This is a genomic window from Streptomyces zinciresistens K42 (assembly GCF_000225525.1).
Classification (GTDB): Bacteria; Actinomycetota; Actinomycetes; order Streptomycetales; family Streptomycetaceae; genus Streptomyces; species Streptomyces zinciresistens.
The window spans coordinates 1-12,723 of the sequence record NZ_AGBF01000009.1 but is presented as its reverse complement, the minus strand read 5'-3'; the positions used below and the strand labels follow the sequence as shown (position 1 = coordinate 12,723).

14 protein-coding genes and 3 pseudogenes are annotated in these 12,723 nt (G+C 71.3%); 12 read left to right on the top strand and 5 right to left on the bottom strand.

Translation table 11 applies throughout. The annotated features are described in order from the left end of the window. Positions 1-151 precede the first annotated feature (151 nt). The 7 genes and pseudogenes from SZN_RS05310 (at position 152) to SZN_RS05285 (ending at position 7,757) form a co-directional block, all read left to right on the top strand. On the top strand, positions 152-1,096 hold the full coding sequence (locus SZN_RS05310) for a LysR family transcriptional regulator (protein WP_007492131.1): 945 nt from the start codon (positions 152-154) through the stop codon (positions 1,094-1,096). A 189-nt stretch (positions 1,097-1,285) separates the two neighbouring features. Continuing rightward, a complete protein-coding gene (locus SZN_RS05305; RefSeq protein ID WP_007492129.1) occupies positions 1,286-3,319 on the top strand; it encodes a VWA domain-containing protein in 2,034 nt (677 codons plus the stop codon). Between the two features lie 152 nt (positions 3,320-3,471). Beyond that, positions 3,472-5,187 (top strand): methionine--tRNA ligase, encoded by a 1,716-nt coding sequence (gene metG, locus SZN_RS05300; RefSeq protein ID WP_007492126.1) that lies wholly within the window; start codon positions 3,472-3,474, stop codon positions 5,185-5,187. A 58-nt stretch (positions 5,188-5,245) separates the two neighbouring features. Continuing rightward, a pseudogene (locus tag SZN_RS42320) lies at positions 5,246-5,463 on the top strand (class I tRNA ligase family protein); the annotation flags it as partial. 183 nt (positions 5,464-5,646) lie between these two features. Next, the gene (locus SZN_RS05295) at positions 5,647-6,294 is read left to right on the top strand and encodes an RNA polymerase sigma factor (protein WP_043728456.1); all 648 of its coding nucleotides are present in this window, start codon (positions 5,647-5,649) and stop codon (positions 6,292-6,294) included. Beyond that, complete coding sequence (locus tag SZN_RS05290; RefSeq protein ID WP_043728451.1) at positions 6,291-7,292, top strand: CU044_5270 family protein; 1,002 nt, start codon at positions 6,291-6,293, stop codon at positions 7,290-7,292. The genes SZN_RS05295 and SZN_RS05290 overlap by 4 nt, the downstream gene beginning before the upstream one ends. Before the next feature lie 129 nt (positions 7,293-7,421). Further along, entirely contained in the window at positions 7,422-7,757 is a 336-nt protein-coding gene (locus SZN_RS05285; protein WP_007492119.1) for a peptidase inhibitor family I36 protein, read from the top strand. A 122-nt stretch (positions 7,758-7,879) separates the two neighbouring features. Here SZN_RS05285 and SZN_RS41875 read toward each other — a convergent pair. The 5 genes and pseudogenes from SZN_RS41875 to SZN_RS05270 form a co-directional block, all read right to left on the bottom strand. Further along, a pseudogene (locus tag SZN_RS41875) lies at positions 7,880-8,038 on the bottom strand (DUF397 domain-containing protein); the annotation flags it as partial. Between the two features lie 24 nt (positions 8,039-8,062). Continuing rightward, positions 8,063-8,266, bottom strand: a pseudogene (locus tag SZN_RS05280) (DUF397 domain-containing protein); the annotation flags it as partial. Between the two features lie 21 nt (positions 8,267-8,287). After that, complete coding sequence (locus SZN_RS43435) at positions 8,288-8,425, bottom strand: DUF397 domain-containing protein (protein WP_425274418.1); 138 nt, start codon at positions 8,423-8,425, stop codon at positions 8,288-8,290. 105 nt (positions 8,426-8,530) lie between these two features. Then, positions 8,531-8,752, bottom strand: a complete 222-nt coding sequence (locus SZN_RS05275; protein WP_007492114.1) for a DUF397 domain-containing protein — start codon at positions 8,750-8,752, stop codon at positions 8,531-8,533. Beyond that, positions 8,749-9,621: a helix-turn-helix domain-containing protein gene (locus SZN_RS05270; RefSeq protein WP_007492109.1), complete on the bottom strand. Its 873-nt coding sequence runs from the start codon at positions 9,619-9,621 to the stop codon at positions 8,749-8,751. The genes SZN_RS05275 and SZN_RS05270 overlap by 4 nt, the downstream gene beginning before the upstream one ends. 168 nt (positions 9,622-9,789) lie before the next feature. Between SZN_RS05270 and SZN_RS05265 the strand changes: the two genes are divergently transcribed. The 5 genes from SZN_RS05265 to SZN_RS05245 all read left to right on the top strand — a co-directional run bounded on the left by SZN_RS05265 (position 9,790) and on the right by SZN_RS05245 (position 12,637). After that, a complete protein-coding gene (locus SZN_RS05265) occupies positions 9,790-10,323 on the top strand; it encodes an ATP-binding protein (protein ID WP_007492106.1) in 534 nt (177 codons plus the stop codon). 146 nt (positions 10,324-10,469) lie between these two features. Then, positions 10,470-11,333 (top strand): helix-turn-helix domain-containing protein, encoded by an 864-nt coding sequence (locus SZN_RS05260; RefSeq protein WP_007492105.1) that lies wholly within the window; start codon positions 10,470-10,472, stop codon positions 11,331-11,333. 62 nt (positions 11,334-11,395) lie between these two features. Continuing rightward, on the top strand, positions 11,396-11,743 hold the full coding sequence (locus SZN_RS05255) for a hypothetical protein (protein ID WP_007492104.1): 348 nt from the start codon (positions 11,396-11,398) through the stop codon (positions 11,741-11,743). Beyond that, a complete protein-coding gene (locus tag SZN_RS05250; protein WP_007492103.1) occupies positions 11,740-11,997 on the top strand; it encodes a hypothetical protein in 258 nt (85 codons plus the stop codon). Before SZN_RS05255 ends, SZN_RS05250 begins: the two co-directional genes overlap by 4 nt. A gap of 163 nt (positions 11,998-12,160) precedes the next feature. Next, positions 12,161-12,637: a hypothetical protein gene (locus tag SZN_RS05245; protein WP_007492101.1), complete on the top strand. Its 477-nt coding sequence runs from the start codon at positions 12,161-12,163 to the stop codon at positions 12,635-12,637. Positions 12,638-12,723: the final 86 nt, after the last annotated feature.

Below are 12,723 nucleotides of genomic sequence, written 5' to 3'. Positions count from 1 at the left end.
TGAGTCGTCTAGGCGAGTGTGGGCGCCCGCGGGGCCGCTGTGATGATGGCAACCGGTGATAGCACCGCCCTATCAGGGCCCCAATTGGCGGCCATCAGGGGGGATTTGTAGCGCTGGTGAAAGCGCTGACTTCGATTTAATCTCCCAGGGCATGGAGCTCGAGGTGAGGCACCTCCGCGCGCTGTGCGCCATAGCCGACACCGGCAGTCTGCACCGGGCGGCCCGGCAGCTCGGCGTCGCCCAGCCGTCGTTGAGCACGCAACTGCGCCGGATCGAGCAGGAGCTCGGCGGCGCACTGTTCCTGCGGGCTCGCACGGGCTGCCGGCCCACCCCGCTGGGCCGGCTGGTCCTCAGCCGCGCACGGCCGCTGGTGACCGAGATGCGCTCCCTGGTCACCGAGGCGAGGGCCGCCGCGGCGGGCGGCGCGGAGCTGCGGGTCGGCTCGACCGCGAGCAAGGCGCTGGCGGGCTGGCTGCGCAGACTGCGCGGGCACGGCCAGGACCCCACGCTCCACATGAACGTCTCTCCGAACGCCCTGCTGAGGATGGTCGCCGAAGGCCAGCTCGACGTCGCCTTCGTGCACGAGGTCGAGGGCAGTCAGCTGCGCATCCCGCCGGAGCTGCGCCTCCGGGTGCTGATGGAGCGCGAGCCCCAGTTCGTGTCCCTGCCCACCGACCACCCTGCCGCGGCGAAGCTGGAGGTCGAGCTCGGGGACCTGGCCGAGGACCGCTGGATGGTGGACCCGACCGTCGACGGCGAATGGGACGCCGTGCTCCGGATGTTCCGCGCGGCGGGCGTCAACCCCCACGTCCTGCAAGGCGATTACTACACCGCGGGCGCCCTGGTCGCCACCGGCGAGGTGGTCACCGTCTGCCAGCCCACGCACGCCGACAGCCCCACGGCGGCGGTACGGCGGCTGCACGGCGACCCGCTCGGCGTACGGCTGCTGCTCGCGGCCCGTACGGAGACGGACCTCGACGGCGTCTATCCCGCGCTGGAGCAGGCGTACTGGGAGGTGGCCCGGCAGGCACCGGCCTACCGGGAGTGGCTGGAACACGACGGTGCCCGGCAGCCGCCGGTCCCCGCCCTGCCCTGAGGAGCGGGCCCGCCCGCCGGGTCCGGGGCCGCCCACGCGCGGTGCGCGGACGCGACCGGATGCCGCCCTTGACGGACCGGGCTCCCGAGTGTCCGCCCCTGCCCAAGATCACCACCTGGGGCCGCTAACCTTACGTGTCCGTCCTGGCCAGGGATCTACGGGCATCAACTCACGCGAAGGGTTGCGCACATGGGCATTCTCACTCGCCTTCGGAACGCGTTCGGGCGGTCACGCAAGGGGCGTGCCGCCGAGGCGGAGGGTGCGACTCGTTCGCAGGAACCGCAGCCGACCGTTCCGTCACCGTCACCGGAACCGCAGCCGGCCGCGACGGCCGCACCGACCGCGACGGCCCACGTCCCGGAGCCGCGGGACGCCTCCGCCGACGAACACGAACTGGTCTCGGCGGCCTTCGACAACATCACGGTCCCGAAGCAGCCCACCCCCGAGGAACCGGCCACGGAAACCCCGGCCCCGGAGCAGCACGCGGCGGAGGAGCACGCGGCGGAGGAGCCCACGGCGGAGGAGCCCACGGCGGAGGAGCACGTCACCGAGACGGATGCGCAGGAGCAGGAGCAGCCGGTGGGCGAGGAGCCGGTCGCGGAGGAGCCCGCCGCGGACGAGCCCGTCGCGGAGGAGCCCGCCGAGGTCCCGGCCCCGGAGCAGCCCGCGGCCGAGGAGCCGGTCACGGAGACCCCGGAGCCCGAGACCCCGGCCCAGGAGCAGCCCGCGGCCGAGGAGCCCGCCGAGACTCCGGCCGCCGAGCAGCCCACGGCCGAGGAGCCTGCCGCCGAGGAGCCTGCCGCCGAGGTGTCGGCGGCGGAGCAGGCCGCCGAGACCCCGGCCGCCGAAGAAGCAGCCCCCGAGACCCCGGCCGCCGAGGAGCCCGTCACCGAGGCCCCTGCCCCGGAGCAGCCGGTCGAGACCCCGGCCCCCGAGGAGCCCACGCCCGAGGAACCGGTCACGGAGACCCCCGAGCCCGAGACCCCGGCCGCCGAAGAAGCAGCCCCGGAGACCCCGGCCGCCGAGGAGCCCGTCACCGAGGCCCCTGCCCCGGAGCAGCCGCTCGCCGGGACGGCCCATGAGCCCGAGACCCCGGCCGCCGAGGAGGCGGAGCCCGAGGAGGCTGAGCCCGAGCAGCCCGCGGCCGAGGAACCGGCCGCAGAGCAGCCCCCCGCCGAGGAGCCCGTCATCGACGCCTCTGCCCCCGAGGAGCCCGTCGCCGAGGTGTCGGCGGCGGAGCAGGCCGCCGCCGAGGAGAGGACGGCCGCCGAGGAGATCGCGGCCAAAGCACCCGCCACCGAGGAGCCCGCCACCGAGGAGCCCGCCGCCGAGGAGCCCGCCGCCGAGGAGGACCCGGTCATCGCGAAGGCGACGGCGGAGCCGGCCACGGACGCCCCCGCACCCGCACCCGCACCCGCCGACGGCGAGGACGCCCCTCAGGAGGCGCCCGCGGCCGACGACGAGACCCGCGTAGGCGACGCGGGTGGGAGCACCCCGGCCGAAGGCGAAGCCGAGGCCGCAGACCCCACCCCCGCCGCAGACCCCACCCCCGCCGCAGACCCCGCCCCCGCCGCAGACCCCGCCCCCGCGGCAGCCGCGGCAGCCGCCCCCGCCGCGACCGCCCTGGCCAAGGCCGGCCTCACCACCGCCCGCGCCGCGGTCTACCTCGTCCTCGACCGCTCCGCGAGCATGCGCCCGTACTACAAGGACGGCTCGGCCCAGGCCCTGGCCGACCAGACCGTGGCCCTGGCGGAGCAGCTGAACCCCACCCCCGCCGCAGAACCCTCCGTGCACGTCGTCTTCTTCTCCACCGAGCTCGACGGCACCGCCGACCTCACCCCGGCCTCCTCCGAGACCGCGATCGACGACGCCCACGCCGGCCTCGGCCGCATGGGCCGCACCAGCTACCACGTCGCCGTGGAGGCCGTCCTCGCCCACCACGACGAGAACGCGGCCCCCGGCGCCCCCGCCCTCGTCGTCTTCCAGACGGACGGCGCGCCCGACGCGAAGACCCCGGCCACCCAGTCCCTCACGGACGCCGCGAAGTCCCACCCCGCGGTGTTCTTCTCCTTCGTCGCGTTCGGTGACCACGACAACAAGGCGTTCGACTACCTCCGCAAGCTGAAGACCGACAACACGGCCTTCTTCCACGCGGGCCCCACCCCCAAGGAGCTCACCGACGCCGAGCTCTACGACGGCCTCCTGATCGACTGGCGCCCGTAGTCCCCGGCACCGGAAGATCACCGGAGAAACCCCCCGGGCCGCCCCTTCCCACCCCTCACGAAGGGAAGCGGGCGGCCCAGCCGTGTCGGCTACGATTTCAAGGTTCGCGAAGAACCGAGAACCACGAAATTCCGACCTGGGAGCAGCCCCCGATGGCTCGACACCTCATCACCAGCGCCCTTCCGTACATCAACGGAATCAAGCACCTGGGCAACATGGTGGGGTCCATGCTCCCGGCGGACGTGTACGCCCGGTACCTCCGCCAGCGCGGCCACGACGTCCTGTACATCTGCGCCACGGACGAGCACGGCACCCCCGCCGAGCTGGCCGCCAAGGAGCGGGGCCTGCCGGTGGCCGAGTTCTGCGCCCAGGCCCACGACGCCCAGAAGGCCGTCTACGACGGCTTCGCGCTTGCCTTCGACTACTTCGGCCGCAGCTCCTCCCCGCAGAACGTCGAGATCACCCAGCACTTCGCCCGCAAGCTCCAGGAGAACGGCTTCATCGAGGAGCGGGCGATCCGCCAGGTCTACTCGCCCACCGACGGCCGCTTCCTCCCCGACCGCTACGTCGAGGGCACCTGCCCCCACTGCGGCTACGACAAGGCCCGCGGCGACCAGTGCGAGAACTGCACCCGCGTCCTGGACCCGACCGACCTGATCGAGCCGCGCTCGGCGATCTCCGGCTCCACGGACCTGGAGGTCCGCGAGACCAAGCACCTCTTCCTCCTCCAGTCCAAGCTCCAGAGCGAGGTCATGGAGTGGGTCGCCCGCCACGACGGCGTCTGGCCGCACCTGGCGTCCTCCATCGCCCACAAGTGGCTGACCGAGGGCCTGCACGACCGCGCGATCACCCGCGACCTGGACTGGGGCGTCCCCGTCCCGGCGGACACCTGGCCGGAGCTGGCGGCCGAGGGCAAGGTCTTCTACGTCTGGTTCGACGCCCCGATCGAGTATCTCGGCGCCACGAAGGAGTGGTCCGACCTGGACCCGGAGAACCGCGACTGGAAGTCGTGGTGGTACGAGGTCGACGACCAGGTCCGCTACACGCAGTTCATGGCCAAGGACAACGTCCCCTTCCACACCGTGATGTTCCCGGCCACCGAGCTCGGCATCCGCGAGCCGTGGAAGAAGGTCGACTTCGTCAAGGCGTTCAACTGGCTGACGTACTACGGCGGCAAGTTCTCCACCTCGCAGAAGCGCGGCGTCTTCACCGACCAGGCGCTGGAGATCCTGCCCGCCGACTACTGGCGCTACTTCCTGATCGCCAACGCCCCCGAGTCCGACGACTCCTCCTTCACCTGGGAGCACTTCACGGCGACGGTCAACAAGGACCTCGCCGACACCCTGGGCAACTTCGTCAACCGCGTGCTGTCCTTCTCCAAGAAGCGCTTCGGCGAGGAGGTCCCGGCCGGCGGCCGGCCCGGCGAGGCCGAGACGCGGCTCGGCGAGCAGATCGCCGAACTCCTCGCCGAGTACGAGGCGCAGATGGAGGCCCTCCAGTTCCGCAAGGCGGCGGCCGCCCTGCGCGCCCTGTGGTCCGCGGGCAACTCCTACCTGGAGGAGAAGGCCCCCTGGCTGGAGATCAAGACCGACAAGGACGGCGCCGCCCTCACCCTGCGCACGGCGATGAACCTGATCCACCTCTACGCGGTGGTCTCCGAGCCGTTCGTCCCGTCCGTCTCGGCCGCCATGCGCCGGGCCTTCGCGCTCGACGGCGACACCGCGACCTGGGTGACCCCGGACGAGGCCCGCTCCCTGACGGCCGTCCCCGCCGGGACGCCGTTCACCGTCCCGCCGGTGCTGTTCGCCAAGCTCACGGACGACGACCTGGAGGCGTACAAGGAGCGCTTCGGCGGCGAGGCGGCGTAAGCGCGGACGACCGCCCCGGCCGGGGCGTGACGCGGTGGGGTCGTGATGCGGTGAGGTCGTGACGTACCACGTCACGACCCCGATCTCCCCCGTCGACGACGCCCCGCCTCGGCCACGCCTGCGCCCCCTCGCCGCCGACGTCCTCGCCCGCCGGCACCGCCTGCGCGACGAGGACGTCTGGTTCCTGACGGGCACGGACGAGCACGTACGAGCACGGCCAGAAGATCCCGCGCACGGCGGAGGCCCACGGGGGTGGGGCCGCGGGAGTGGGCCGACCACACGACGGCCCTCGGCTCCACCGAGAACGCACAAGCACTCCTCATCCCGGGCATCGCCAACGAACCTGACAGCTAAGGGACTTGATCAGGCCCTGGTTCGCTGTGGCGATGCTGTCTCAGTCCAGGCGAACTCCGCCCGCGGCGGAGGAGAAGTGGAACCGACGCACCTGTGCGGACACTTATGGCTGTGGACTTCCTCTTGCATGAACGGGTTCGGGCAGGCGATCGGGCGGCGTTCGCGCAGATCTTCGACGAGCATGCGCGCGTCGTCTACGCACATGCAGTCCGAACGACGGGTGACCGGGCGCTCGCTGAGGACGTCATGTCACTCACCTTCCTGGAGGCCTGGCGGCTACGCGCCAAGCTGCGCGAGGAAGTCAGGAGCGTCCGGGCGTGGCTCTTGGGCATCGCGACCAACGTGATGCGCAACACGGCTCGGGCGGCACGCCGGCATCGGGACGCGATGTCCCGTCTTCCGCCCCCGGAGGCGCTGCCCGACTTCTCGGACGAGGTGGTCGGGCAAATGGCCGACGCTCAGCGGCTGGCCGCCGCAGCACGGGCGTTGCAACGCCTGAAGCGGACCGACCGTGAGGTCTTCACTCTGGTCGTCTGGTCCGATCTGGGGTACGCGGCGGCCGCTGAAGCGTTGGGGATTCCCGTGGGCACCGTACGCTCCCGACTCTCACGAACGAGGGAGAGACTGCGCAGGCTCGTCGAGGAGGAGCTGGCAGCGGATCCGCATGGCGCGGAACCGCGGACCGGCAGCGAACACCCGTTGGAGAGTGGGGTGGCCGCAGCCCGTCCTCCCCGTACGAGGAGGACACGATGAATCCGGAGCAGCAGGAACGGTTCGAGCGTGTGCAGGCAAGCCGGGTGGTGCCTCCGGCTCCCTGCCCGGAGCCGGCACCCGCCCGAGTGGAAGCCCGCCGTGAGCACCTGCTGAGCGAGATTGATCGGCAGACGCGATCCCGGTCCCCCCGGCTGGCCCTGCGGCTGAAGGGACGTACCGCTCTCGTGCTGGGCACGGCAGTGGCCGCCGGCGCGACGGTCGTCGTCATCGGTCTCGGCTCCGGGGCAGTTGACGCTCCGCCCAACGTGCCACCTGCCTCGGTGGCGTCGGTCGAGTTGTTGGAGAGAGCTGCGCTGGCCGCCGCCACGACGCCTGAGACGAAGGTACGCCCTGGGCAGTACGCGTACGTCAAGACGGTTGGCCATACGTCGGTGCTGTCCGAGAACAAGGCCGGCGACATGGACCTCTTGCGCGAGGACGCGGGTATGGAGCAGTGGACATCGGTGGACGGCAGTGAGCGGACCGTGCAGCGCAAGGGGGGTAAGGACAACCTGTTGCCGGGCACTCCCGGCCGGGGCAACCTCAACTCACCGACGTACGGCTTCCTGGCTGCCCTCCCGACCGATCCCGACGCCCTGTTGAAGAGAATCCGCGATGACGCCGAGAGGAATCACGGAGCCGGTTCGGACTCTACGACGGGACCGGATCAGCAGTCCTTCGTCACCATCGGCGATCTTCTGCGTAACGGGGTCACTCCCCCCGAGACCTCTGCGGCTCTCTACCGGGCCGCTGCTCTCATCCCCGGGGTCGACGTCGTACCCGACGCCGTGGACGCGGCAGGCCGTCCCGGGGTCGCCGTCGCACGAACACACAACGGCGAACGCACTGAGTGGATCTTCGACAGGAGCACGGCCAGGCTCCTGGGCGAGCGCACGGTCCTCGTGGAGGACAACGCCTGGGGGAAGGCCGGCACCGTCGTCACCTCCGTCGCCCTCATCAGCAGCGGCATCGTCGACGAGGCCGGACAGACTCCGTAGGCGACTCCTGGCAACACAACGCAGTACAACAGTGACAGCACGCACGCAAGATCGACCATCGGGACGATCGTGATCGGAAATTCGACATACTTGATCACCCCAGCAGCCACGAGACGCTCCGGGAACGGCATGACGTCAGCGAAGGCCAGTGGCGAGCTCAGTCCCACCGCTGCTGGTGACTGCGTCTACGGGTGGGTCTGCCTGTGGGAGAACGGGGACTTCACAGGGCGTCGACTCCAGTGGTCCGCCAAGGGAACCAAGCAGCTCGGGGACTGGGACTTCAGGGACAAGGCCAGTGCTGGCTGCGTCAATCGCAACCTGGGCGGTGCGCTCGTCCACGACGCCCGAACGGGCCTTCCCGACCCGTACATGGCCCTGGCCAACGGCTACTGCTACAAGTTCATCGACACGAGCTACCCGACTGGTGGCAGCTTTAACGACAAGGCCGACTACCTGGAAATGTAAGCTCCACCGCTCGACCACCCACATCACGAGACGAGTCCAGGCTGTCCCCGCCGGCTCAGACTGAGGATGGAAAAGACTCCGTGGCGCTGAAACCCCCCTGCCGGGAGGAGGGGCCGACCGGGTCAGCGCCGCGTCGCGTACGCCAGAAAGTCCGCCCACACCCCCGGCCCGATCACCAGCCACGGCCCCGCGACATTCTTGGAGTCACGGACGTGGACGGTGCCGGGGGTGGCCGCGGCCTCGACACAGGAGTTCCCGTCGTTGCCGCCGCTGTAGCTGCTCTTGAACCACGCCGTCCCCGAGACGCCGGACGCGTACGGCACGAAGCGAGCCCACGCGCGCGACCCCAACACCAGCCACGGCCCCGCGACCCTCTTGGAGTCACGGACATGGACAGTGCCGGGAGCCGCGGCAACCTCGACACAGGAGTCGCCGTCGGGGCCGTCGCTGTAGCTGCTCTTGAACCACGCCGGTTCGCGGGCGCTCTCGGCCAAGGTCGGACGGATCACGGATTCCCTCCGGTCGGTCGGTCAGCAGGAGTCGTCGGCCCCCGACGCGTACGGCACGAAGCGAGCCCACGCACGAGGCCCCAACACCAGCCACGGACCCGCAACGTTCTTGGAGTCACGGACATGGACGGCGCCGGGGGTGGCCGCGACCTCACACAGGACTCACCGTTGGTGCCGTCGCTGTAGCTGCTCTTGAACCACGCCGGTTCGCGGGCGCTCTCGGCCAAGGTCGGACGGATCACGGTTTCCCCTCCAGTCGGTCGGTCAGCGGGAGTCGTCGGCCCCCGACGCGTACGGCACGAAGCGAGCCCACGCACGAGGCCCCAACACCAGCCACGGACCTGCGGCATTCTTGGAGTCACGGACGTGGACGGTGCCGGAGGTGGTCGCGACCTCGACGCAGGAGTCGCCGTCGGGGCCGCTGCTGTAACTGCTCTTGAACCAGGCCAGTTCAGAAGCATCGTCGGCAGTGGGCTTGCGGATCATGTTTCTCCCAGCAGTCGCTCGATGAGGACCAGCGTCTCCCCTGGGGGAAGAGCTTGGGCCCGGATGGTGCCATACCGCAGCTCAAGGACGCGCAGCTCCCTCAGGTCCGAGACCGGGCGGCCGTTGAAGGCACCGTCGGAGCGCCCGACAGCCGTGCCGTCCTCGAACTTCAACAACTCGATCCTGCCGCTCATGCCCGGGTGCGGTGTGCTGTCCAACGGCATCACCTGAAGCGTGACGCTGGGCATCCGCCCCACTTCCAGCAGACGTTCGAACTGCTGTCGCCTCACCATTGTGCCTCCAACCCTGCGGTGCAGCGTCGCCTCTTCCAGGACGAAGGCAAGGGCGGGAGCGGGCGAGCGCTCGTAGATGGACTGCCGGGCCATGCGAGCGGCCACCCGTCGCTCCAGGTCCTCAGGCGAATAGGCGGGCAGCCAGGACTCCAGCAGCGCGCGTGCGTGATCCGGCGTCTGCAGCAGACCGGGGACGCTGCTGCACTCGTACACCCCGATCTCGACCGCGTTGGCCTCCATCTTCGCCAGTGCACGCACCTTCCTCGGGTACCGGACCTTCTTCACGTCCTCCCAGGCCGCCGCGATGAGACCGCCCGCTCCCAGCACCTCGTCGGCCTTGTCCAGATACTCCTGCCGGGGAATCCGCTTCCCGGCCTCGATCTTGTACACAAGATCCTCGCCGTACCCCACCGCCGCCCCGAACTCGGCGGCGCGCATTCCGACGGCCTCACGCCGCAGCTTCAACTGCCGCCCCACAGTGGCGACTACAGCCACCCCCCACTCATCGTCCGGATCCACCTCCCACCCCGGCTCGTCCGCCTCCGTCCTGAGCCGTACCTCGCCGTCCACCGACATGCGCACCCCTCCGCCGTACCGCCGTGTACCGCGACGCCCTTACCCGCACCCACCGCCCCGACAAGCCCGGACAGCGCCGGACAAGCCCCGGACAGTCACCGTACGCAGCGGCGTCGTCACTGTTCACGCTAAGCGCATTCGGCCACGCTGAGTGACGTGATCTCAGAAATGCCCCAACCCGGCTGCCCCATCCGCAACTTCAGTGTTCTGCTGTCGCCCACACCCCGTGGGGCGCGCGTCGCCCGCCTGCTCGCCACGGAGCAACTGCGCTCCTGGGGGCTCGCGACGGAGCCGGCCGCGCACATCGTCGCCGAGCTGGCGAACAACGCGGCCAGCCACGGCAAGGTCCCCGGCCGCAACTTCCGCCTCCTGCTGTACGTCGTCGGCGGGACGCTGCGCATCGAGGTGACCGACACCCGCGGTGACCGTCTGCCGGACCTCCGGCGGGCCGCGGCCGACAGCGAGACCGGCCGGGGCCTGACGCTCGTCGAGGCCCTCGCGGACCGCTGGGGAGTCGTGCCGGGCCTTCACCCCCGCAAAACCGTGTGGGCCGAACTCGCCGTCCCCGGCCCGCAGTCACCGGAACACGAGGCGTCGAACCCCGGTCCGACCTGCGCTCCCTATGAAGTACCCACTGGGGAGAAAGCACCTTGCCAAGCCCCACCCGTCCCTCCCGCCGGGCAAACTCACTCCCGCGAGTGAATATGCCCAACTGGGCTGGATTCGGGACCGGTTGCCTGGCTTACGCTCACCGCAGCAAGGCACGACCCCAGACATGGGACGGCCCTCGCCGGGACTGGCATCCCAGTGCGAGGGCCTGACCACCAGGAAGTTCGGAGGACTTCCCGATGGACTCTGAAAACCCTAGCGCGCCCGCGTCCACGCAGTCCCGTATCCCGGGCAGAAACCACCCCCACGCGCGGCCGCTGTCCGGCGTCGTCCACGACCACGCCCGCCACACCGAGAACTTCACGGTGATCGGCAACCACCTCGCCCAGCACGCGGAGCTGTCCCTGCTGGCGATCGGGCTCGGCTGCTACATCCAGTCGGTGCGGCCGGGCACCGCCGTCGACATCAAGACCCTCGCGGCCCGCTTCCCCGAGGGCCCCACCCGGATCGCCGCCGCCCTGCGCGAACTCGAAGAGCACGGCTACCTGCGCCGGACCCGCGAACGCACCCCCACCGGCCGGATCGTCACCCACACGGTCTCCTGCAACAGGCCCGGCCACCGGTCCGCCCCGGCCGGGCCCGCCGTCAGGCCCGCCCGGCGCCCGGCACCGGACAAGCCCCCGCCACGCAAGCGCCTCCCCGCCGTGCCGCAGCCCGCGTACACCTCCCCCGACGTCCTGCGGACGGCCGTCGACGTGCTCGGCGGCCTGCGCCGCCGCGATCCCCGCCTGCTCCTGTCCGCCGTGGACGCCGAGCACCTCGCACCCGGTGTCGCCGCCTGGCTGGAGCGCGAGGTCACCCCCGCCGCCGTACGCCACGCACTGACCGAGAACCTGCCGGAGCCCCTGGCCCGCCCGGCCGCCCTCCTGGCCCACCGCCTGGCCGCCCAGCTACCGCCCCTGCCGCCGTTCCGGCCGCCGGCCTCGTCCGCCCCGGCACCCAGACACCCCTTCCAGACCTGCGACGGCTGCGACCGCCCCTTCCGCGCCCCCGAACCGGGCCCCTGCCGCGACTGCCGGGCCACCTTGGAAGAGGCCGTGTGAGCATGCGAGCCCTCGCCCGGCCGGGACCGGATACCCTGACGGGGGTACTCCCGGAGGACACCATGAGCACACTGGCCGACCACGGGCGCGAGCTGATCCCCCGTCCCGAGCAGACCCCCGACGCCCTGCGCGCGGCCCTCGCCGTCGTGGCTCCGGCCCGCTTGGAGGAAATGCAGGCCACGAAAGACGCGGCCTTCGCCAAGGCCGTGGAGTGGGAGTCGCTGAGCCCCGTGCGGAGCTGGGTCCTGCTCTGGTCCCGGGACATCGAGATCGCCCGCCGCCCCGCCCTCGCCGCCCGTTTCGCGCGCGCGCGGAACTCGCTGGAGGACGAGGACCCCGACGTGGCCCGGGAGGCGCTGCGAGAACTGACCGCCGTACTGGACGAAGCCATGAGGGCAGTGCGCGGTTGAGCTGGAAGGGGGAGTACGCCTTCGGAGCGGAGGAAGCCGCCCGTACCGCGCCCGCCGACTTCCTCGCCAGGGTGGCGTGCAGGGCGGACGAGTTGGTCAGAGCCGCCGAAGCGGTCCACGTCCACGGCCGGGCCCACCAGGACCTCGACCCGAAGGGCGGCGACGTCGTCGTTCCCGGCGGAATGTTCACGTACCAGGTCGTCGTGCGCAGCGAGCGCGTCCACCTCGTCCAGATCACGTACCTGGGGTTCTGAGCCCGCGGTCGGCGGCGCTGTCCCGGAGACCGCGACAGCCGCCTCGAACGCCGGCACGGAACCATGCCCAACCCGGGCACATCAGGGGACCTCTTCCGGCGGGGCGGGATCGATCCCACCCCGCCGCCACCACGGCCTCCGTTGCGACCGTATGGTTTCCGCCATGGCAGTTCCAGACGTCATCCCGATCGCCTACGAGCCCCACGGCCGTACCGACGCGATCGGACGGTACGAGGACGGGCAGTTCATGGGCTCCGTCACCTACGCGTTCCCCAAGGGCTTCGACCTCGCCGCGGGCTGGGAGGAGCACAAACGCCTCTACGCCGTCCTGCACACGTTCGAGGCCGACGGCACCCACCGCGACTCCGAGGTCTGGTGCGCGGGCACCTGGGCCGAGCAGCAGCGCGCCCCGCACGGCCCGGAGTCGGTGCTCGCCCGCGCCCGCGCCCGCCTGGCGACCCTGCTGCGCGGCCTGCCCCGGCGCACCTACACCGGCATCGCCGTACGGCCCTTCCAACTCACCCGTGACGGCGTGCTGTTCGGTCTGGTCACCGGGGAGGACGACGGCGAGGAGTGGGCCGAGCTGCACCCCGACAACCTCGGCTTCGGCGAGCCGTGGGACGGCACGTACGACACCTGACCCCGCCCGCCCCCTCCCCGTACGCGGCGAGGGGGCGCCCCGCCGCCACCCACCGTCCGGCCGAGCCGGGGTCACCCGCCCCGGCC

Bases quoted from the DNA above. Each gene is read 5' to 3' on its own strand.
- SZN_RS05310 (WP_007492131.1), top strand. From the start codon at position 152: ATGGAGCTCGAGGTGAGGCACCTCCGCGCGCTGTGCGCCATAGCCGAC.
- SZN_RS05305 (WP_007492129.1), top strand. From the start codon at position 1,286: ATGGGCATTCTCACTCGCCTTCGGAACGCGTTCGGGCGGTCACGCAAG.
- metG (WP_007492126.1), top strand. From the start codon at position 3,472: ATGGCTCGACACCTCATCACCAGCGCCCTTCCGTACATCAACGGAATC.
- SZN_RS05295 (WP_043728456.1), top strand. From the start codon at position 5,647: ATGGCTGTGGACTTCCTCTTGCATGAACGGGTTCGGGCAGGCGATCGG.
- SZN_RS05290 (WP_043728451.1), top strand. From the start codon at position 6,291: ATGAATCCGGAGCAGCAGGAACGGTTCGAGCGTGTGCAGGCAAGCCGG.
- SZN_RS05285 (WP_007492119.1), top strand. From the start codon at position 7,422: ATGACGTCAGCGAAGGCCAGTGGCGAGCTCAGTCCCACCGCTGCTGGT.
- SZN_RS05275 (WP_007492114.1), bottom strand. From the start codon at position 8,752: ATGATCCGCAAGCCCACTGCCGACGATGCTTCTGAACTGGCCTGGTTC.
- SZN_RS05270 (WP_007492109.1), bottom strand. From the start codon at position 9,621: ATGTCGGTGGACGGCGAGGTACGGCTCAGGACGGAGGCGGACGAGCCG.
- SZN_RS05265 (WP_007492106.1), top strand. From the start codon at position 9,790: ATGCCCCAACCCGGCTGCCCCATCCGCAACTTCAGTGTTCTGCTGTCG.
- SZN_RS05260 (WP_007492105.1), top strand. From the start codon at position 10,470: ATGGACTCTGAAAACCCTAGCGCGCCCGCGTCCACGCAGTCCCGTATC.
- SZN_RS05255 (WP_007492104.1), top strand. From the start codon at position 11,396: ATGAGCACACTGGCCGACCACGGGCGCGAGCTGATCCCCCGTCCCGAG.
- SZN_RS05245 (WP_007492101.1), top strand. From the start codon at position 12,161: ATGGCAGTTCCAGACGTCATCCCGATCGCCTACGAGCCCCACGGCCGT.